Origin of the sequence: Konateibacter massiliensis (assembly GCF_900184995.1) — a bacterium.
Taxonomy (GTDB): domain Bacteria; phylum Bacillota; class Clostridia; order Lachnospirales; family Lachnospiraceae; genus Lachnotalea; species Lachnotalea massiliensis.
Genome location: NZ_LT860099.1, coordinates 1,740,814 through 1,761,309 on the forward strand (window position 1 = coordinate 1,740,814; position 20,496 = coordinate 1,761,309).

At 41.0% G+C, this 20,496-nt stretch carries 18 protein-coding genes; 1 reads left to right on the top strand and 17 read right to left on the bottom strand.

Features of this window, described 5'->3' with window-relative positions; genetic code table 11:
* Positions 1-218: 218 nt before the first annotated feature.
* From spoIVB to CTY48_RS13865, 12 genes are all read right to left on the bottom strand, one after another.
* A complete protein-coding gene (gene spoIVB / locus CTY48_RS13810) occupies positions 219-1,508 on the bottom strand; it encodes a SpoIVB peptidase (protein WP_180272734.1) in 1,290 nt (429 codons plus the stop codon).
* Positions 1,509-1,854: 346 nt separating this feature from the next.
* Positions 1,855-3,561, bottom strand: a complete 1,707-nt coding sequence (recN, locus tag CTY48_RS13815) for a DNA repair protein RecN (protein WP_099469057.1) — start codon at positions 3,559-3,561, stop codon at positions 1,855-1,857.
* A 236-nt stretch (positions 3,562-3,797) separates the two neighbouring features.
* Positions 3,798-4,250 (bottom strand): arginine repressor, encoded by a 453-nt coding sequence (gene argR / locus CTY48_RS13820; protein ID WP_099469058.1) that lies wholly within the window; start codon positions 4,248-4,250, stop codon positions 3,798-3,800.
* A 16-nt stretch (positions 4,251-4,266) separates the two neighbouring features.
* Positions 4,267-5,133, bottom strand: coding sequence for an NAD(+)/NADH kinase (locus CTY48_RS13825; RefSeq protein WP_099469059.1), 867 nt, complete (start codon positions 5,131-5,133; stop codon positions 4,267-4,269).
* Between the two features lie 11 nt (positions 5,134-5,144).
* The gene (locus tag CTY48_RS13830) at positions 5,145-5,948 is read right to left on the bottom strand and encodes a TlyA family RNA methyltransferase (RefSeq protein ID WP_099469060.1); all 804 of its coding nucleotides are present in this window, start codon (positions 5,946-5,948) and stop codon (positions 5,145-5,147) included.
* A gap of 24 nt (positions 5,949-5,972) precedes the next feature.
* Positions 5,973-7,847 carry a 1-deoxy-D-xylulose-5-phosphate synthase gene (gene dxs / locus CTY48_RS13835; protein WP_099469061.1) on the bottom strand — a complete coding sequence of 625 codons (1,875 nt, stop codon included), beginning with the start codon at positions 7,845-7,847 and terminating at the stop codon, positions 5,973-5,975.
* Positions 7,848-7,860: 13 nt separating this feature from the next.
* Positions 7,861-8,748, bottom strand: a complete 888-nt coding sequence (locus tag CTY48_RS13840; RefSeq protein ID WP_099469062.1) for a polyprenyl synthetase family protein — start codon at positions 8,746-8,748, stop codon at positions 7,861-7,863.
* The gene (xseB, locus tag CTY48_RS13845; protein ID WP_099469063.1) at positions 8,738-8,947 is read right to left on the bottom strand and encodes an exodeoxyribonuclease VII small subunit; all 210 of its coding nucleotides are present in this window, start codon (positions 8,945-8,947) and stop codon (positions 8,738-8,740) included. Before xseB ends, CTY48_RS13840 begins: the two co-directional genes overlap by 11 nt.
* 1 nt (position 8,948) lies before the next feature.
* Complete coding sequence (gene xseA, locus CTY48_RS13850; RefSeq protein WP_099469064.1) at positions 8,949-10,178, bottom strand: exodeoxyribonuclease VII large subunit; 1,230 nt, start codon at positions 10,176-10,178, stop codon at positions 8,949-8,951.
* A 9-nt stretch (positions 10,179-10,187) separates the two neighbouring features.
* Positions 10,188-10,589 carry a transcription antitermination factor NusB gene (nusB, locus tag CTY48_RS13855; protein WP_099469065.1) on the bottom strand — a complete coding sequence of 134 codons (402 nt, stop codon included), beginning with the start codon at positions 10,587-10,589 and terminating at the stop codon, positions 10,188-10,190.
* A gap of 225 nt (positions 10,590-10,814) precedes the next feature.
* Positions 10,815-11,198, bottom strand: a complete 384-nt coding sequence (locus CTY48_RS13860) for an Asp23/Gls24 family envelope stress response protein (protein ID WP_099469066.1) — start codon at positions 11,196-11,198, stop codon at positions 10,815-10,817.
* A 356-nt stretch (positions 11,199-11,554) separates the two neighbouring features.
* Positions 11,555-12,184: a single-stranded DNA-binding protein gene (locus tag CTY48_RS13865; RefSeq protein WP_099469067.1), complete on the bottom strand. Its 630-nt coding sequence runs from the start codon at positions 12,182-12,184 to the stop codon at positions 11,555-11,557.
* Positions 12,185-12,397: 213 nt separating this feature from the next.
* Here CTY48_RS13865 and typA point away from each other — a divergent pair, with 213 nt between their 5' ends.
* Positions 12,398-14,224 carry a translational GTPase TypA gene (typA, locus tag CTY48_RS13870; RefSeq protein WP_099469068.1) on the top strand — a complete coding sequence of 609 codons (1,827 nt, stop codon included), beginning with the start codon at positions 12,398-12,400 and terminating at the stop codon, positions 14,222-14,224.
* A 129-nt stretch (positions 14,225-14,353) separates the two neighbouring features.
* On the opposite strand, the gene CTY48_RS13875 is transcribed toward typA, so the two are convergent.
* The 5 genes from CTY48_RS13875 to CTY48_RS13895 all read right to left on the bottom strand — a co-directional run bounded on the left by CTY48_RS13875 (position 14,354) and on the right by CTY48_RS13895 (position 20,164).
* A complete protein-coding gene (locus tag CTY48_RS13875) occupies positions 14,354-15,382 on the bottom strand; it encodes a LacI family DNA-binding transcriptional regulator (protein WP_099469069.1) in 1,029 nt (342 codons plus the stop codon).
* Positions 15,383-15,461: 79 nt separating this feature from the next.
* Positions 15,462-16,943 carry a 4-alpha-glucanotransferase gene (malQ, locus tag CTY48_RS13880; protein ID WP_099469070.1) on the bottom strand — a complete coding sequence of 494 codons (1,482 nt, stop codon included), beginning with the start codon at positions 16,941-16,943 and terminating at the stop codon, positions 15,462-15,464.
* 13 nt (positions 16,944-16,956) lie between these two features.
* On the bottom strand, positions 16,957-17,796 hold the full coding sequence (locus CTY48_RS13885) for a carbohydrate ABC transporter permease (protein WP_099469071.1): 840 nt from the start codon (positions 17,794-17,796) through the stop codon (positions 16,957-16,959).
* Positions 17,796-18,641, bottom strand: a complete 846-nt coding sequence (locus CTY48_RS13890) for a carbohydrate ABC transporter permease (protein ID WP_099469072.1) — start codon at positions 18,639-18,641, stop codon at positions 17,796-17,798. Before CTY48_RS13890 ends, CTY48_RS13885 begins: the two co-directional genes overlap by 1 nt.
* Positions 18,642-18,724: 83 nt before the next feature.
* Entirely contained in the window at positions 18,725-20,164 is a 1,440-nt protein-coding gene (locus tag CTY48_RS13895) for an ABC transporter substrate-binding protein (RefSeq protein WP_099469073.1), read from the bottom strand.
* Positions 20,165-20,496: the final 332 nt, after the last annotated feature.

Here is a 20,496-nt window from a genome sequence, read left to right on the forward strand (position 1 = left end):
TTGTTGTTTTTTCGAAAAATTACTTGGTACCGTTTTCATTTTTTGTCAAAAAACTAATTGTATTATATAAATATTAATATTGTTTCGCAACTCATATTTGTCGCACTATTCGACAGCTTATTAATACGAATTACAAAGTAATTCGTATCGTATCCCATTCGGGGTGATATAATGTCTACGACATTATATCACAAATCCCCCTTTCATGAAAGACCTCGTTATGGATTTAGGTCTTTTGCCTGCAGCATATTTTCAATAAATATTCCAAATCCTTTTGTCGAGTCTTGTATAAACACATGGGTTACGGCGCCTATGATTTTATTGTCCTGTATAATCGGACTGCCGCTCATTCCCTGCACAATTCCTCCTGTCACACGCAGTAAGTCCTCATCCGTCACCTTCAAAACAATACCTTTATTCACATTGTTCTCCCCCGTATTGACCTCAACGATTTCTACCGCGTAGTCCTTTACGACTCCTTCCACATCACAGCGAATACTCGCCGGACCAAGCTTTACCTCCTGCTTTAAGCCTACCTCCATTGCACTGTCTTTGTCATATTCCCCCAGTATTCTTTCCGATATGCCAAAAATCCCCTCTGTCGTATTGCTTTTGATATCACCTAATATATTGCTTGAATCGTAATCGATTGTTCCTGTCAGCTCTCCCGGACTTCCTTTTTCCCCCCGGATAATGGAGACAATATTTGTCTCATAAAGATTTCCTGTTTTTAATTCCATCAGTGTGCTCGTATCCACATCATTTATCCCATGTCCAAGCGCTCCGAACTCTCCGTCCGCATTGATAAAGGTGAGTGTTCCTATTCCTTGCGTATTGTCTCTGACCCAAATTCCCAGCTTATATTCGTCAGGAGTTGTCTGTGCCGGTTCAATTTTCACATCAATCAGTTCTCCGTTTCTTCGAATATTTAGTATGATGCTGTCGGCTCCGTACTCATTTACCATATCAATCAATTGGCTTTTACTCCCTATTTCGACACCATTTACCCCAACAATATAGTCTCCTGATTTGACAAGCTTATATGCCGGTTCATAATTCAGCCCGTCCACCGCACTCACTACACTTGTTCCGATTACAAGAACTCCGTCAGTCTGGATATAAATTCCGATAGGAATACCGCAGGGAATGACATATTCCTTTTCGATTACGTCAATTTTGACATCTTTCACGCTGATTAGCCCAAACAGCTTGCATGCCATGATAAAACTCCCGCTGCTGCCAGACTTTAATGTAAATGGCTTTTGCATGTCGATTTTGATCTGATTCGCTGGAATATCAGATTCCGCCATCTCCGACACTTCTACAGCACTCTTGATAAAACCATTTACAGGCAATCCAAAATTAAACTGTTGCTCCTCATTTGCAACAATATTTATCTCATCCGGCAGCGCTTTTTTAATGGAATGATATGCTACACCGGTTAAAAATGTAAAGAACAGAAGTATAACCGCTATAAATATTTTGTCCACACATTTGTTATTCTTCATGGTACCCTCCATTAAACTTTATAAATGAAATATTGCCTTATGAGAAATTCGAAAAACTTCCCATATATAAAGTGTGAGCTCGCTCACACTTTGCGCCCGAGCGGGTTGCGAAGCAACACTTCCACTCTGCGAGGTGCGCATAAATAGCTTTTTATATTTAGGAAATCAGAAGAAATTTTCTAAATATAAAAAAAAGGATATAAACTCTATATATCCTTTTTTAGTATTTGTTATTATAAAGTTTTCACACTAGGCATTTTTTGGGTAGCATCTAACTTTCAACGCCACAAGGTGCTTTTGGTGGATAAAATCACAGAAAATCCAAGTTCTTCCAGAAAAGATGCTTCTATGACGCCGAAGGCTGAAGTGTAACATTTTTTGTACGAGTTGCCAATTCTTTCATTTCCTTTGCATTTTGAAGCACAGTATCCGTTATTTTGGCTCCTCCGAGTATTCTTGCTAATTCCTGTATAATTTCGTTTTCATCTAATTTGCGTATCAAGGTAACTGTCTTGTTTTCCTTTACCTGCTTTTCGATTACATAATGGCTGTCTGCCATCGCTGCTATCTGTGGAAGATGCGTAATGCAAAGCACCTGCTGTGTTCTTCCGATAACTGCCATTTTTTCAGAAACCATCTGCGCTGTTCTTCCGCTTATTCCGACATCAATCTCGTCAAAAATAAGTGTTCCCGTCTCATCCTTATTGGATAAAACAGTCTTGATTGCAAGCATAATTCTCGACAATTCACCGCCGGAAGCCACCTTGCCAAGCGGACGAATTGCCTCACCCGGATTTGTGGATATCATAAATTCAATCTCATCATATCCGTTTTGGGTATAATGGCTTGTTTTAGAAAATTGAATTTCAAAATCTACATTCAAGAAATTAAGGTCAATCAGATTTGCTTTTATTTTGTCGACAAGCTCTTTTGCATGTTTTTGTCGAACAGTCGAAAGTAAGCCGGAGAATTTCTCTAAATTTTCTTCTGCCTGCGCAAGCTCTTCTTCAAGTCCCCGGATATAGTCTTCATATTCGGACAACTGGGAAAGTCTGTTTTCCTGCTTCTTCTTATAGTCTAAAATATCCTCAATGGTCTTTCCGTATTTTGCCTTCAAATGATTAATCAGATTCAGACGACTCGTCGTCTCGCTAAACTCTTCATCCGAAAATTCCATCTCCATCATATAGTCTGCAACTTCTCGGTTAAAATCATTCAGCAATGCATCAATTTCATTTAATTGTCCACAAAGCTCTTCGATTTTTTTATCATAATCCACAATTTGAGAAAATTCCTTCAATGCTCTGCCGATATTTTCTCCTGCTGCCGCTTCCTCCTCATATCCTGTCTTAGCATGTATATGGGATATACCTTCGACTATTTTTTTGGAATTTGACATTTTTCTATGTAATTCTTCAAGCTCCTCATCTTCACCGACTTTAAGCGCAGCTTCTTCTATCTCATCCAGTTCAAATTCAATAAAAGAAAGCTCTCTCTTTCGCTGTTCCTCATCAAGAGATGATTCCTTTCGTTGCTTTTTCAGTTTTTCGTAGCTGTGATATGCCTCCGCTATCTGCTGCTTGATTGGCTGGATTTCCGCCTTCGCAAACTCATCCAAAATAATCAGATGGTTCTTATTATATAGAAGAGATTGATGTTCGTGCTGACCGTGAATATCAATGAGTATTTCCGCAACACTCTTCACCGTATTAATCGGAACCGTCTCACCGTTTATTTTACTGATACTCTTTCCGTTCATCAGCTTTCTTGTTATGATAATCTGCCCGTCCTCCGGCACTTCTATTTCAAGCTCCGCAATCTGGTTTGCCTGCTTTTTTGTATCTAGCTGAAACACAAGCTCCACAAGGGCAAATTCTTTGTCTTCTCTTATGATTTCTTTGGATGCCTTCGCTCCCAGCGCAAGATTAATTGAGCCGATGATAATAGATTTTCCCGCACCGGTTTCACCGGAAAGGATATTCAGCCCCTCCGTGAAATCCACCTCACATTCGTCAATCAATGCTAAATTTTTAACATGTAAACTAAGTAACATAATGTCCACTCCTCGTCTAAAGTATCCATTTCCTACAGTCTCTTTATTTGTGACAATTCAGCCATGCAGAAATGATTATATCAAATGATCGTGAGTGCTTGCACTCTAAGAGCATTTGATATAATCATTTCTATAGGGCGGACGCCCTACATGAATAATGTGCCAATTGTGTAATAAGATATTTGATATGTTTGTACATCTGGCACATTATGAATGGCATGGCTGAAGTGTTACCTTTATTTACCTATTATTTTTCTCATTTTATCCATAAGCGACAAAATTTCCTCGTCGCTTCTCGTTGCACAAAATATCGTATCATCTCCCGCGATACAGCCAAGCACCTCTTTAAACTGCATTGCGTCAAGCGCTGCCGCCACTGCCATAGCCATACCGGAAACTGTTTTGATAACCAAAATATTGGAAGCTTTTGTCATGCCCACAAAGCCGTCCTGCAAAACCCGGATGTACTTTTCGCTCATCCAGCCTTCCTGACTCTGGAGCACCACATATTTCTGCTTGTTTCCATCCGTTGATACCTTTGTCAGCTTAAGCTCCCTGATATCTCGTGAAACCGTTGCCTGTGTCACGTTAAAGCCCGCCTCATTGAGCTTTTCCGCCAGCTCCTCCTGTGTTTCAATATCATATTTACTAATTAATTCTACAATTTTGGTATGACGTTCTATCTTCATATAACCTCTCCTTTTCCTATTTGGAATCTCCCATTTTATTTCGCAATGCTTCTAAAAAGCTGACATTGCTCAGCTTGATAATCTGCGTAATCTTTGTCGATTTTGTAATTTCAATATAATCACTTGTCTCCATCTTCACACTTGTGTCACCGTCAAACGTGGCTACCACTTTTTCTACATCAATCTTCCTGCCCGGTCCAATCTTAATAACCACCTTATCACTTGCGGGCAAAACAATACTCTTTGCATTTAAGGTATGCGCGCAAATTGGCGTTACCACGAGTATATCTGCCTTCGGATCGATAATCGGTCCCCCAGCGGATAAATTATAGCCCGTTGAGCCTGTTGGGGTGGATATAATCATGCCGTCTGCACTGTAAGAAACCAAATATTCATCATTTACATAAATATCATAATCCAGAATTCGAAGCCTTCCATCTCTATTGATGACGATGTCATTCAGTGCTCTGTTTTTAAACAAAGACTTTCCATCTTGAAACATCTCACCCTTTAGCATCAGACGTTTCTCCAGCACATACTCGTCTGCCATAAGCTTATCGAGCGCCGGATAAATATTGTTCTGTTCAATTTCTGCCAGATATCCCAATGTTCCCAAATTGATTCCCACGAGAGGAATATTCTTCGTGGCGATATCTCTTGCCGCCTGTATCAGAGTTCCGTCCCCGCCCAAAACCATGACGCAGTCTACATCGCTTGGAATCAGCCCTGCGTCGGTAAACATATAATCCTTTGACTGAGGTTTTAAGCTTTCCTCCTGAATAATACATTCCCTGCCATTTGCCGCAAGATAGTCCCGAATGGATTTGGTAAGCCGCAGTCCCTCATCTTTTTGATAGTTTGTAATTATGTAAAATTTATTCAAGACAATACCTCCTAGAGAGTTTCATGCGCCATGTCAACGACTAATGCCGCGTCCACCGTCATTTCTTCATGCAATGTGCCGTCTGTATGATTTTGCAGATAGAGCAGATATTCAATATTTCCCTCTGGCCCTTTGATTGGGGAAAATTCCAGATATAAAATCTTAAAGCCGATGCTGATGGCATATTCCATCACCTTTTCAATCACTTCAAGATGCACACTCTTTTCCCGCACAACACCTTTCTTGCCTACCTTTTCTCTTCCCGCCTCAAACTGAGGCTTAATGAGACATACAATCTGTCCGTTATCCGCCAAAAGATTTTTTACCGGAAGCAATACCTTCGTCAGAGAAATAAATGAAACATCAATCGAAGAGAAGTCAATCTTTTCCGGAATATGCTCCTCGGTTACATAGCGTATATTTGTCTTTTCCATGCAGACCACACGCTCATCCTGTCTGAGTTTCCAATCAAGCTGGCCGTGTCCCACATCGACCGCGTAAACCTTCACTGCGCCGTTTTGGAGCATACAGTCTGTGAAGCCTCCTGTTGAGGAGCCGACGTCCATACAAATTTTATTCTCAACACTCACGCCGAAGTTCAAAATTGCTTTCTCAAGCTTCAAGCCACCACGGCTCACATATTTCAGCGTATTCCCTTTTACGGAAATATCCGCCTTCTCGTCAAACATCGTGCCTGCCTTATCTTCTCGCTCTCCATTCACAAACACATTGCCCGACATGATAATCGCCTTTGCCTTCTCTCTGGAAGCCGCCAGACCTCTGTTCACTAATAAAACATCCAAGCGCTCTTTCATTGCCTTATCACCATAACTGCCTTCCTATTTATCCATGCATTTAATATAAGCAGAAATGATTTTTTTCAAGATTGAATCTTCATCTATTCCCACTTCTTTTTTTAATATTTCCACATTGCCATGCTCCACATATTCATCGGGAATGGCAATAATCAGAACATTTGCTTTCATCTGACATTCTGATACAAATTGCAGAACCTTTTCGCCAAAGCCGCCGTTTTTCACATTTTCTTCCAATGTGACAATCAGCTTATGATCCTTTTCAAGCTCCAAAATTCCTGCTTCATCAATCGGCTTTATAAATCTTGCATTGATAAGACTGCAATTGTACCCGATATCTTTTAAATGCTCCCGCACCTTCTCGGCAGTCTTCACCATACTTCCTGCCGCTACAAGTGCAATGTCTGATTCATCGAAAATAATCTCGCTTTTGCCATATTCCACGGGTGCCCTGTATTCACGCAGCCCGTCATATGCTTCTCCTCTTGGATAGCGTACTGCAATCGGAGCGTCAAAGTCAACCGCAAACTTCATCATATCAGACAGCTCCCACTTATTTTTAGGAGCTAGGATGTTCATGTTTGGTATGCTTGTCAGATAGGAAATATCAAATAACCCCTGATGCGTCTCTCCGTCACTTCCCACAAGCCCTGCACGGTCAATCGCAAACACGACATGCAGGTTTTGGATACAGACATCATGAAGTATCTGATCATAAGCTCTCTGTAAAAACGAAGAATACACTGCAAATACAGGCTTTAGACCGCCTGCTGCAAGTCCCGCCGCAAAGGTAACCGCATGCTCCTCCGCAATTCCGACATCGAAGAAACGCTCCGGAAACATATTCCGAAAACGTTTTAATCCGGTTCCATCCGGCATTGCAGCCGTAATCGCAACAACCTTCTCGTCCCTGTCTCCTAATTTTCTCATAACGGTCGAAAAAATGTCAGAGTAATGTGCCTTTGTCCGCTTGCTGGACGGAAGCCCTGTCTCTATCTCAAAAGGCTCTGCTCCGTGAAATCTCGCCGGATGGCGCTCGGCGGGAGCATAACCATTTCCTTTATTCGTCTTAACGTGAATGATAACCGCCTCATTCAGTTTTTTTGCCTCATTAAACACCTTGACCATCCGGTCAATGTTATGCCCATCCACCGGTCCAAGGTAGGTAATGCCCATATTTTCAAACAGCATGCCGGGTATGACAAGCTGTTTAATACCATTTTTCGTCTTTCGGATCTGCCCTACCATCTTTTCACCGTACACCGGTATTTTGGACAGCGTGTCCGCAACTCCTGTCTTAAAATCGGTGTAGGCATCCGCCGTTCTGATATTGCTCAAATACTGGGATATCGCCCCTACGTTCTCCGAAATCGACATATTATTGTCATTTAACACAATGATAAAATTGCGCTTTAAATGTGCGGCATTGTTCAATGCCTCATATGCCATGCCTCCGGTCAATGCTCCGTCTCCGATTACCGCAACGACATAATTGTCCTTATTTAAAATCCGGCTTGACTCCGCCAACCCTAGTGCCGCAGAGATAGAAGTAGAGCTATGCCCTGTGTCAAAGCTGTCACATTCACTCTCGTTTCGTTTGGGGAAGCCGCTCATTCCGCCATATTTTCGCAGCTCATCAAAGCCAGCCTTTCTTCCCGTCAGTATCTTGTGCGTGTAGGATTGATGCCCCACATCCCAGACTATCTTGTCATTCGGAAGCTGAAAAGATAAATGAAGTGCCATTGTAAGCTCCACAACCCCCAGATTGGAGGCGAGATGCCCGCCTGTCACACTAATCTTATTAATTAAAAATTCTCTTATCTCCTCCGTCAGTAAATCAAGCTCTGCCGGTGTCAGTTTTTTGATATCATTTTCGTGATTCATTTTCTCTAATATCATACGACATTATCCTCTATTTTTCTCTGGTAATTAACATGTCAATTAAGTTATTTAAAAACACATTTTCATGCCCCAGACCGTTTAGCAATAAAAGTGCCTGTTTGGAAATTTCCTCCACGTCCTGTTTCGCTTTTTCAAGCCCTTCAAGACTTACATAAGTGATCTTGTTATTCTTCTCATCACTGTTAATCGGCTTTCCAAGCACCTCCATCGTGCTCGTTACATCTAATATATCATCCTGTATCTGAAAAGCAAGTCCCACACTTGCCGCTATTTTCTCTATGACTGCTACCTCTTTATCGTCCGCACCTGCCAATATTGCACCAATCATCATAGAGCCCTCCATAAGAGCGCCCGTCTTTAACCGGTAAATAAAATCCAGCATATCTTTCTCAATCGGCTTTCCGTCATTCTCTATGTCCACAGTCTGACCGCCTATCATGCCGTAAATCCCTGCTTTCATCGCCAAAATCTGAAGTGCTTTTCCGATTCGTTCGTATTCTTCTCCTGTTTGAAACGCCTGTGTCGCCGTCTCAAATGCAAGGTTTAACAGACCATCACCTGCCAGTATACCCATCGCTTCGCCATATACGGCGTGGGTCGTCTTCCTGCCCCTTCTGTACTCATCATTGTCCATAGCCGGCAAATCGTCATGTACAAGCGAATAGGTATGTATCATCTCCATAGCAGCCATAAACGGCTTAATCACATCTTTGCTGCCGCCAAACAGACGATAGGTTTCCTGCATCAGCATCGGACGTATCCGCTTTCCTCCTGCCAGTATACTATAGTTTACCGCAGATAAAACCGTCTTTTGAAAGCCCTCTTCCTTCGGCAGATAGCTTTTTATAATTGCTTCAATTTCTTCTACGTGTTGTTGTAATTCTTCTTTAAAATTCATTTAACTCACCATTATCATCAATTTGCAGCATTTGCTTTTCTACTGTATCAATTTTATCGTTGCAGTATTTTAACAAATCAATCCCCTTATGATACATCTGAAAAGAATTTTCTAACGTGATATCCCTGTCCTCCAGCTTTTCTAATATTTCATCTAAGCTCTCAAACGCTTCTTCAATTGTAAGACTTTTCTTTGCCATCTCACTCTCTCCTTTGACCCTCGGTAAAGCTCTTATCACTCTTCGTCTCTTTTACCTCGCTCACGATGATGCCGTTTGCCACCGTGATTTCCAAGCAATCGCCCTTCTTTACCTTGTCTATGTCATTTACAGTATTCCCTTTATTGTCGGCCACATAAGCATATCCCTGGTTTAATTTATTTACGGGTGACAATCCGTTTAATTTTTCCATATATATTTCCAACTGAAAACGCTTTGCTTTCAGTATATTTTCCATTTTCATGCGAAGCCTGTTCTCAAGCTCCATCGTCAACTGACGCTTTTCCCTTATCTGGTTTGCAGGGCTTAAAAGCTCCAATCGAAGCCGCAGCCGCTCTACCTTGTTTCGATATTCGTTAAGCCGCCTCTCAAACGAGGTGTCAAAGCTCCTCCGATACCGGAACAGGTCCTCAATAAAGGAATCATATTCAAACACAGCAAGCTCTGCCGCTGCCGAAGGGGTCGGTGCCCTCAAATCGGCAACATAATCCGCAATCGTCACATCTGTTTCATGACCCACCGCCGATATAATCGGGGTTTTGCATTCAAAAATGGTTCTTGCGACTGCCTCCTCGTTAAATGCCCACAAATCCTCAATAGAGCCGCCGCCTCTTCCGGCTATAATTACATCCACACCTGCCTGATCAAGCACCTCAATGCCCTTTATAATGCTGGCCGCCGCTCCTTCTCCCTGCACAAGCGCAGGATATAGGATAAGCTGAACATACGGATTTCTTCGGCTTGCAATATTCATAATATCTCTGACCGCCGCCCCCGTAGGAGCTGTCACAATACCGACTTTCCTGACAAATCTGGGAATAGACTGCTTATACTCCTGAGCAAACATTCCCATCTCTTCCAACCCTCTTTTTAATTTTTCATATTTTTCATAAAGGAGACCGGCACCATCCAAAATAATCTCTTTTGCATACATCTGATATTTGCCGTCTCTCTCATAGACGTTTACGCTGCCCAGTGCTACGACGGTCTGCCCCTCCTTCATCTGGAAGGCAAGCCCTTTCCGCTGTCCGGCAAACATAACACAGGCAAGTGTCCCTGTCTCATCCTTCAGGGTAAAATAAATATGTCCTGTGGAATGATATTTACAGTTGGATACCTCGCCCTTAATATAAATTTTACTCAGGGCAAAATCCTGTGTAAACATATTTTTGATGTACGAATTGACCTGACCTACACTGTATACATTATGCATAACAATCTCCTAAGCAAGCTTTGCCAAAATACCGTTTATAAAAGCAGGAGTCTCATCTCCTCCAAATTTCTTCGCAAGCTCAACCGCTTCATTAATCGCAACATTTACCGGTACCTCTTCATCAAACTTCATCTCATATACTGCCAGACGAATCAGGGTCAAATCAACCTTACCCATACGGTTTGTCTTCCAGCCCTCTGCCACCGCATTGATGGAAGCATCGATTTCCTCCAGCTTCTCAACAACATCAGCGTATTTTTTCTCGATATATGCCTTGTCCTTTTCTTCTATAATAATCATTTCGATATCCTCAAAGAACATCTTGACCTGTTCCGGCATCTGCTCGCCCTCATGAAACTCTATTCTAAATAAAAGTTCAAATATGTGCTCTCTTAATTCCCTTCTTTTCACTTTTGCACCGTGTCCTTCCTTATTTTAATAAAATGTGCCTTGGCACATTTTGTGCCGAGCGCAGTCGGCTCAGCCGACATCTACTTTTTGCGCGAGTGCACATGCTTTTCTTTTATACAGCACGATTTTATCGCTGTATAAAAGGGGATGTCTAGCTTAAGACATCCCCTATACGTATAATCTACAGCGAAACTATACCGTTTCACCTGTCATGAATAAAAAGATTTATCTTGTTCTCTCCATATTAACTCCGGCTATTCTGATATTAACCTCCATAACATTCAGCCCTGTCATATTCTCAATCGCTGTCTTTACCTTCTCCTGCACAACCTCTGAAGTCTTTGGTATGCTATAACCATAATCCAAATTCAGTGCAAGTTCAACTGTCACTGTGTCATCAATCACTTCCACCCGAACTCCCTTAGAAAGATTTTTCATTCCAAGTTTGCTGATTAGCTCGTTCGTAATATTACCTGCCATCGACGCCACGCCTTCTACCTCAGTCGCTGCCAATCCGGCGATAATTGCTACTACTTCATCCGCAATCTGAACTTCCCCGATGGTACTGTTTGCCTGTATTGTATGAGTATTTCTAACGTTTTCTTCCATTTTATCACAGCCTCCTAAAACCTTTATTAAAATAGCGTTTCGCCGCTTGATTTTCTTCTGATACACGCTGCTTCGAAACTTCGTTTCTCGCATCGCTCACTCAAAGCCTACGGCTTTTCGTTAACTTATCAAGAAAATCAAATGTCGGCTTCGCCACCGCTTGATTTTCTTCTGATAAGTTACATTATAACCAATTTTATGGTGTTTTGCAAACTAATAATGTATTATTTCTTATTTATTATTTTTACGCGGGAATTTTGAAGTGCCATTACTCCGGTGGGAGCAATGGCACGTTTGAATTTATGATAATTGAAGCTGCTTACAGCTTTATCATGTTTTATGAACGAATTAGACTATTAATTTTTGACATATTCAAGCTTGCTCACTGAGATTTCGTAAGCAACTCTCTTCTCTGAATTGGCTTCATCTATTTTTTTTGTGTATTCGCGGCTTTGGATTCTACCCCAAACCTGCGCATGACCGCCTATTTCAAAGGTGGAAGCAAATCTTGCATTTCTTCCCCAGCAGATGCATGGGATGTAGTCTGATTTGCCATATGGTCTGTTTACCGCAATCAGGAGATCTGCTATCTCTCTTCCAAGCGGCGTTTTACGGTATACCGGCGCCTTGCAGATATAACCGTCCAAGAAAATTTGGTTTGTTTTGATGCTGTCCTCCACGTCTTCAACAAACTCAATTTCTCTCGCAAATACTGATAATACTAATCTGTTTTTCTTTTCTTCATGCCTGTTATAGGAACGAAACTGTCCCTGCACGCAAATTGTTTGTCCTCGGTAATCATCTTTGATATCCAAAAGCCTCTCTGATACCATGAGTGGGATTACGTCCGCAGAATCACTCAGTCTTTTGACCAAAATATCCAGCATGTAAAAACCCTCCCCGAACACCTCATGACTGAATGTGAAGCCCGATACTATCTCCCCAATTACCGAAACCTGATTGTTTTCAATTACCTTATCCGCCATTATTAACTTTCTCCCTTCTTTTTAACGAAGTATCTCTTCTCGTATATTATCCATAAATATATTTATTCTCATTATTTCCGATTTAGAACGAAATATCAATAATTTTTTTATTTTGTATAAAAAACGTTTTAAAAATGCTTGTAATCTCACGAAAATATGATAAACTGTTAAAGTTGCCATTAGTGCGAGTTTAGAAAGAAGGATTAACGATTTATGAATCAAAAGAGAGAAAATGTTAGAAATATAGCAATTATTGCCCATGTTGACCACGGCAAGACAACTTTGGTAGATGAGCTTTTAAAGCAAAGCGGAACCTTCCGTGCCAACCAGACGGTTGCTGAGCGTGTTATGGACTCAAATGATATCGAGCGTGAGCGCGGAATTACCATTTTAGCCAAAAACACTGCTGTTTATTATAAAGATACGAAAATTAATATCATCGATACACCGGGACATGCTGATTTCGGCGGCGAGGTAGAACGTGTCCTCAAAATGGTAAATGGTGTTATTTTGGTTGTAGATGCCTATGAAGGTGCAATGCCTCAGACAAAATTTGTGCTTCGTAAAGCGCTTGAGCTTGATTTGCACGTTATTGTGTGTATCAATAAAATTGACAAGCCAGAAGGCAGACCGGACGAAGTAATCGACGAGATTTTAGAATTATTTATGGATTTGGATGCTTCCGATGAGCAGCTTGACTGCCCGTTTATCTTTGCATCAGCAAAATCTGGTTTTGCAATCAAGGATTTAAATGACGAACGCAAGGATATGTTTCCTTTGTTTGAGACAATTTTAGACTATATTCCTGCCCCTGAGGGTGACCCTGAAGCAGAGGCACAGGTATTAATCAGCACAATCGACTACAATGAATATGTAGGCCGTATCGGTATCGGTAAAGTGGATAACGGAACAATCAAAGTAAATCAGGAAGCTATCGTGGTAAACCATCATGATCCTGAAAAACAAAAGAAGGTTCGTATCAGTAAATTATATGAATTTGACGGCTTAAATAAGGCGGAAGTTCAGGAAGCTACTATTGGTGCTATCGTTGCTATTTCCGGTATTGCGGATATCCACATCGGAGATACCATTTGTTCTATAAACAATCCGGTTCCGATTCCGTTCCAGAAGATTTCGGAACCTACGATTGCAATGCAGTTCCTTGTAAATGACAGCCCGCTTGCCGGACGAGAAGGTAAATTCGTCACCTCAAGACATCTGCGTGACAGATTGTTTAAGGAATTAAATACCGATGTAAGTTTAAGAGTAGAGGAAAATGAAAGTGCCGATAGTTTTAAAGTATCAGGCCGTGGAGAACTTCATTTATCCGTATTAATTGAAAATATGCGTCGTGAGGGCTATGAATTTGCTGTTAGTAAAGCAGAAGTTCTTTACCAAACCGACGAACATGGTAAAAAGCTTGAGCCTTTGGAGATAGCGTATATTGACGTTCCTGAAGAATTTTCCGGAACTGTTATTGATAAGTTAAGTCAAAGAAAAGGTGAACTTCGTGCTATGGGTGCTGCAAACGGCGGTTACACAAGACTTGAGTTCTTAATCCCTTCCCGTGGTTTAATCGGATACCGCGGTGAGTTTATGACAGATACAAAAGGAAACGGTATTTTAAACACTGTATTTGACAGCTATGGCTCTTACCGTGGCGAGATTCAATATAGAAAATTAGGTTCATTAATTGCTTATGAAGCTGGCGAATCCATTACTTACGGCTTATACAGTGCACAGGAGCGTGGAACATTATTCATCGGAGCCGGTGAAAAAGTCTATGCCGGAATGGTTATTGGACAAAATGGTAAAGCGGAAGACATTGATCTTAATGTGTGTAAAACAAAGAAACTTACCAATACTCGTTCTTCAGGCGCTGATGACGCATTGCGTTTAACAACTCCTAAAGTATTGAGTCTTGAGGAAGCCCTTGATTTTATTGATGTGGATGAACTTCTTGAGATTACCCCGAAAAGCCTTCGTATTCGTAAGAAATTCTTAGATGCTAATATGAGAAGACGCGCTTCCAGAAACTAGGAAGTCTGAAATATCAAAAAGGAATTTGGCTGAACAAACTGCCAAATTCCTTTTTGATTCATGACGAGTGATTTCCTTAAATAGATAAAAACTGCCACTTCTCTTCAAGAAGGTGCAGTTTTTGTCATCTTATATTTTTCGTGTCGATTCCTCAACAACCAGCTCAGCCTTAAAAATCTTGCTGGTTGGCGTAATCTTCTTGTGAATCAGGTCAAAAAGCATATTGATGGACTCATATGCCATCTCCTCCACCGGCTGGCGGATTGTCGTGATAGACGGATTGTAATAGTTTCCCATTTCCAGACCGTCATAGCCTGCAACGGAATAATCTTCCGGTATTTTCTTTCCCGCCTCCGTAATGGCGCGGCATGCTCCGATTGCCAAGCTGTCTGAGATAGCGTAAAGCGCCGTAAATTCCTCTTTTGATGCCAGCAGGTCTCTTGTCACCTCATAGCCGTTTTTCATCGTATACGTCTCAATATCCTCCCGCATGAAGCGGACCAAATTGGGATTGTATTCGATGTTATTGTCGCTTAATGCCTTTTTGTAGCCCTCCAGACGAAGCTTACCGATACTTGCGTCATCCATCGATGCCGAGATAATCGCAATCTTTTTGTGACCGCTCTGAATCAGATACTCCGTCATCTTATAGCTTTCCTTAAAGTCATCCACCGCCACAGCCGCAAAGTTCTGGTTTGCAATCGTCTCCGTCACTCCGATTGTACTGAGTACAAAGGGCACCTCAACCTGCTCAAGCTTTTGCGCCGTGTGGGAAAAATGACCTCCCAAAAAGATGATACCGCGGAGTCTTTTTTCCTTTACAAGCTCAATCGCCACATCGATTTCGTCTTCCTGCTCCTCTACTCTGTGAAGAACAAAGGAATATTTCTTTTTCTGGATCGCTGATTCAAATATTTTAATCATGCTGCTAAAGAAGGGGTTACTGATACCCTTAATCAACACTGCAATCGTTCTGGAGTCAGAGCGTTTCAAATTCCTTGCACTGTTGTTGGGTATATAATTATTCTCCTTTATAATCTGCATAATCTTAGTTTTTGTCTCTTCGTTTATGTCAGGATGATTGTTGATAGCTCTTGAAACGGTGCTGATACCAACACCACACATCTTAGCTATATCCTTGATTGTAATCGTTTCCATATTTTTTCCCTTTTCTATTATTCACCTGTGTGAATTATAGCAATTAAGTTCGAAAAATGCAACTAAAACCGTTTTAGCCTTACAGTCTGCCGTATAACTTTGTCATACGGTGAATTCTTTTTACAATTTTTTCATCAAAATCCGTTTCCTTTAATCTCCACTTCCAGTTTTCCCCTAAAGTAGACGGAGTATTAATCCTTGCTTCACTGCCAAGCCCAAGATAATCCTGAAGCGGAACGATACAGGTCTTTGCCACACTTCCCATTGCCAGGCGGATAAAGTCCCAAGGAATCTCTTCTGGCTTCGTGTCGGCATTGTTTAAATAATCAACGGACAATTTCTTGTCTGCCTTAGAAATCGTATCATACCAGCCAAGTATCGTGTCATTGTCATGCGTTCCCGTATATACAATGCAATTGCTGTTGTAGTTATGAGGAAGATAGTCGCTCTCCTCACGTGAGTCAAAAGCAAACTGAAGCACCTTCATACCCGGATAGCCCGTAGCCTTTAAAAGTGCCCTCACACTGTCTGTCAGGAAGCCCAAATCCTCTGCAATGATATCCATATCACCAAGCTCTTTGTTGAGTGCCTCAAACAGCTTAACACCCGGGCCCTTCTTCCACTCTCCCTTGATGGCATTTTTTGCACCGTAAGGAATGCTGTAATATTCATCAAAACCTCTGAAATGGTCTACTCTCACGACATCATAGAGCTTAAAGCAGTATTGTATTCTCTGAATCCACCATGTAAAGCCGGTCTTTTTGTGGTAATCCCAATCATAAAGCGGATTTCCCCATAGCTGTCCGTCTTTTGAAAAAGCATCCGGCGGACATCCTGACACCGCAAGCGGCGTATTGTCTCTGTCAAACTGGAACAGACTTCTGTTTGACCAGCAGTCCGCGCTGTCAAATGCCACATAAATCGGAATATCACCGATAATCTTGATGCCTTTTTTATTTGCATAAGTTTTCAAACGGTTCCACTGTGTAAAGAACAAATACTGGATGAACTGATAAAATTCAACTTCTGCCGCCAGCTTTTCCGCATATGCCGCCATTGCATCCTTTTCTCTGAGTTTAATATCTTTTTCCCACTCAATCCAGCTAATTCCCTGAAAATAATCCTTAAGTGCCATATACAAGGCGTAATCCTCGAGCCAATATTCATTTTCTTTTACATATTTGATAAAATCATTATCTTTTGCAATATCACTCACACTATGCGCCTTTTTTAACAACTCAAATCTTGCGAGGTAAAGCTTTCCGTAATCGATATATCTTTCATTATCCCCAAAATCACAGGAATCACACTCTTTTTTTGTCAGATAACCTTTTTTTATCAGCTCATTTAAGTCGATAAAATAAGGGTTTCCCGCAAAGGTTGAAAATGATTGATAAGGTGAATCTCCATACCCGGTAGGGCCTAAAGGCAATAGCTGCCAATACTTTTGTCCTGCCTTTTCCAATTTATCTACAAAAGAGTAAGCCTCCTTTGAAAAGCAACCGATCCCGTATTCTGACGGCAGACTCGCAATCGGTAATAATATTCCACTTGCTCTCATAGTTCCTCCAATCCTATCCCTTAACTGCTCCGGAGATAACACCCTTTACAATGTATTTTTGGCATGTCAGATAAAATATGATAATCGGAATTATCGCAAGTACAAGCATTGCCATCATTGCTCCCATATCAACTGCACCATAGCCGCCTCTCAAATATTGAATCGCAACAGGAATTGTCTTATAGTTGCTTCCAATTAAGAGGTATGGAAGTAAGTAATCGTTCCAAATCCACATGGTATTTAAGATTGCGACGGTGATCGCCGTAGGCTTCAATATGGGAAGTACTACCCTGAAAAACGTGTGTATCGGAGTACATCCATCAATCATCGCCGCCTCCTCAATCTCAAGAGGCATTGATTTTACAAAACCACTGAACATGAATACGGAAAGTCCCGCACCAAAGCCCAAATATACTACTATAATACCGATTGGATTGTCCAGATGCAAGATATTTGCTATTTTTACCATTGGAAACATAACCATCTGGAACGGTACAATCATGGAAAATGCAAACATAAAGTAGAGAGCCGTTGTAAATTTTGACTTTACTCTCGTAATCCACCAACCGGTCATGGACGTAAATAACACAATCGCTGCTACCGAAAATATTGTAATAAATAGTGACCAGCCAAACGCCTTAATAAATCCGATTTTTACAATTCCCGCCACATAGTTATCAAGTCCTACAAAAGTTCCCGACGTAGGAAGCTGGAAAGGTGCATCACTGATATATAACTTTCCCTTAAAGGAGTTGTAAAATACAATGAGAATAGGTGCTAAAAATGCAAGGGATAAAAAGGTCAGCAAAGCTGTCAATCCGTAATTATTTTTCGTTCTTATACTAGTATCCATTAGCTTTCAACCTCCCTCTTTCTTGTTAGTACAAGCTGAGTAATTGCAATTGCTGCAACCACCATAAAGAATACAACCGCCTTCGCCTGACCAACTCCTTCAAAACCTGTTCTGCCATAGAAGGTATTGTAAATATCGAGCGCCAGCATCGTCGTTTTTTTGGACGGGGCACCGGCTGTCAACGCAAGGTTCTGGTCGAAAAGCTTAAAGGAATTTGAAAGTGTCAAAAACAGACAGATTGTGATGGATGGCATTACCATCGGTATCGTAATCTTAAACAGAGTCTGTATCTTATTTGCGCCATCTATTTTTGCTGCCTCAATCAAATCACCTGAAACATTTTGTATTCCTGCTATATAGATAATCATCATGTAGCCGATTAATTGCCAATTCATTAGAATAACTAAGCCCCAAAAGCCATATTTCTCACTAAACGTCAATGTAACCTGAAATTTATATAAAACGCCGTTAATAATCAACTGCCATATATATCCCAATACAATACCGCCAATCAAGTTTGGCATGAAAAATACTGTTCGATAACCATTCGTTCCCTTGATTTCTTTTGTCAAAAGCAAGGCAAGTAAAAAAGCAAATACATTGATTGTAACTACTGCAATCACGGTAAATCTAACCGTAAACCATAAAGCATTTATGAATTCTGCATTCGTGCTAAATGCCTTTATATAGTTGTCAAATCCGACAAATTTTGCATTTGTGACAGTTGTAAATTCACAAAAAGATAAATACACACCTAAAATAAATGGCACTATAAAAGCAATGGTAAAAGCGATTAATGTGGGTAGTGCAAAAATCGGAAAATATTTTTTTAATGTCTTTTCCATAAAATCTCTCCTATCTAAGTCTAAATGGTGAGCCGAGCAAGGCTCTGACCCACCATTATAGTAAATATGATATCACTCATATATTATTTTGCTGCTGCTCTTTCTGATGCCCAAGAATCTTTTACAACTGTAACTACATTATCCCATGTGTTGCTTCCCTGTGCATACTCTAACAGTGCACTTCCGAAGTAGTTTTTGAACTCTTCACTTGGGAATGCTGCAAATGTCCACGCTACTGATGTTGTGCCGTTTTCCATCCATGAAAGCACTTCTCTTGCTAACGGATCAGATGGTTTTTCATCATCAGCAAAAGTAGTAAATGGTGCAATAAATCCTAAATCGTTTGCCACAAAGCTCTTTCCTGTCTCACTTGAGAATAACCAGTTCAAGAAATCAATGGAAGCCTGCTGCTTCTCTGGAGATACCTGGCTGTTGATTGCAAAATAGTTCTCTGTACCAACGCAAAGTCCCTGATTCTCTTCCCCTGCAACACCTGTGTAGATAGGTAAGTATTTGATGCTTTCTGCCTTTACGATGTTTCCGTCAACTCCGTTAATCTGAGACCAAGCCCAGTTACCGTTCTGAACCATTGCACATTTTCCTAAAGCAAATTCTGCCATGGAATCATCTACTGTCTTAGCTCCCAACAGGGTAGGTGCAACAGTTGAGTTGTTGATGTATAAATCAAAAATGTTCTTGTAGTTATCTGCATATTTGAATTCGATTTCATCTGCTGCAAGTCCTGCCAAAACACTGTTCTCGAAATCTTTGTTATCTGCAAATTCATAATACAGCGGTAAGTTAGCTAAGTGTGTCTGCCATCTCCACTGGTTACCCTCTGCTAAAGAGGTATTTGCAAAAACTCCGTCAATACCTAAGTCTGCTGCATGTGCTGTCATATCTTCTACAACTGCCTTTAATGTAGCAAAATCTTTAATCTCTGTCGCTGCGGAAATGCTCACTGCCTTATCGGACAGTGCAAAATATTTCTGCATAATCTCATCGTTATAGATGATACCATATCCCTCTACTGCATATGGAATACCGTATACTCCGTCACCTTCTGTAACTGCAAGACTCTTATCTGACAAGCTGCTATATAAATCAGTAGCGCTTAAATCTGCACAGTAATCTTTCCATGACTCATATCCTACCGGTCCGTTAATCTGGAAAATAGTCGGTGCATCTGATTTTGCAATCTCAGATTTCAATGTTGTCTCGTAGGTTCCGCTCGCTGCTGTTACAACCTTTACCTTAACTCCGGTCTCTGCCTCGTATCTGGTTGCAATTTGATCATATACGTCCGCGATTTCAGGCTTAAAATTCAGGAAATAGATTTCTCCGGCTGCCGCTGTAGCTGCCTCATCCTTCGTCTCATCTGCCGCTGGTTCGCTTGTAGATTCCGTTGTTGTCGCGTCACTTGTGCTTGTGGATTCATTTGCCGAACTTCCACAGCCTGCAAGCAAAGCTGCCATCATAGTTGCTGACATGGCAAGTGCTGTTAATTTCTTAAACTTCTTCATATTTGTTTACCCTCTCTCTCTCGATTGATTGCTCTGCGTCAAGTCCCTTACTTAACGCCGAAAACTATGTAGAAACATTACTCAGATTTACCGTATCTGCTAGTATGGTAACGCTTTCGGTAGCGTTATCGGTAACGTTTTCGGTAACCTTGAATTAATATTACCATAACTATGTTTTGATTGCAATAGTCTTTGCATAATTTATATCTTTTATCCAGAAATTGCATTTCATTTTTATGCAATTTATACAAAAAAGTACTTGCGGGATTTAAAATAGAAAATCCTGCAAGTACTTTCCTCTTCTCTTTAGAAACGTTTCTTCACCGCCTGTT

What these genes read in the sequence shown, in the direction of transcription:
- spoIVB (WP_180272734.1), bottom strand. Translation starts at nt 1,508, where the DNA reads ATGAAGAATAACAAATGTGTGGACAAAATATTTATAGCGGTTATACTT.
- recN (WP_099469057.1), bottom strand. Translation starts at nt 3,561, where the DNA reads ATGTTACTTAGTTTACATGTTAAAAATTTAGCATTGATTGACGAATGT.
- argR (WP_099469058.1), bottom strand. Translation starts at nt 4,250, where the DNA reads ATGAAGATAGAACGTCATACCAAAATTGTAGAATTAATTAGTAAATAT.
- CTY48_RS13830 (WP_099469060.1), bottom strand. Translation starts at nt 5,948, where the DNA reads ATGAAAGAGCGCTTGGATGTTTTATTAGTGAACAGAGGTCTGGCGGCT.
- dxs (WP_099469061.1), bottom strand. Translation starts at nt 7,847, where the DNA reads ATGATATTAGAGAAAATGAATCACGAAAATGATATCAAAAAACTGACA.
- CTY48_RS13840 (WP_099469062.1), bottom strand. Translation starts at nt 8,748, where the DNA reads ATGAATTTTAAAGAAGAATTACAACAACACGTAGAAGAAATTGAAGCA.
- xseB (WP_099469063.1), bottom strand. Translation starts at nt 8,947, where the DNA reads ATGGCAAAGAAAAGTCTTACAATTGAAGAAGCGTTTGAGAGCTTAGAT.
- xseA (WP_099469064.1), bottom strand. Translation starts at nt 10,178, where the DNA reads ATGCATAATGTATACAGTGTAGGTCAGGTCAATTCGTACATCAAAAAT.
- CTY48_RS13860 (WP_099469066.1), bottom strand. Translation starts at nt 11,198, where the DNA reads ATGGAAGAAAACGTTAGAAATACTCATACAATACAGGCAAACAGTACC.
- CTY48_RS13865 (WP_099469067.1), bottom strand. Translation starts at nt 12,184, where the DNA reads ATGGCGGATAAGGTAATTGAAAACAATCAGGTTTCGGTAATTGGGGAG.
- typA (WP_099469068.1), top strand. Translation starts at nt 12,398, where the DNA reads ATGAATCAAAAGAGAGAAAATGTTAGAAATATAGCAATTATTGCCCAT.
- CTY48_RS13875 (WP_099469069.1), bottom strand. Translation starts at nt 15,382, where the DNA reads ATGGAAACGATTACAATCAAGGATATAGCTAAGATGTGTGGTGTTGGT.
- malQ (WP_099469070.1), bottom strand. Translation starts at nt 16,943, where the DNA reads ATGAGAGCAAGTGGAATATTATTACCGATTGCGAGTCTGCCGTCAGAA.
- CTY48_RS13885 (WP_099469071.1), bottom strand. Translation starts at nt 17,796, where the DNA reads ATGGATACTAGTATAAGAACGAAAAATAATTACGGATTGACAGCTTTG.
- CTY48_RS13890 (WP_099469072.1), bottom strand. Translation starts at nt 18,641, where the DNA reads ATGGAAAAGACATTAAAAAAATATTTTCCGATTTTTGCACTACCCACA.
- CTY48_RS13895 (WP_099469073.1), bottom strand. Translation starts at nt 20,164, where the DNA reads ATGAAGAAGTTTAAGAAATTAACAGCACTTGCCATGTCAGCAACTATG.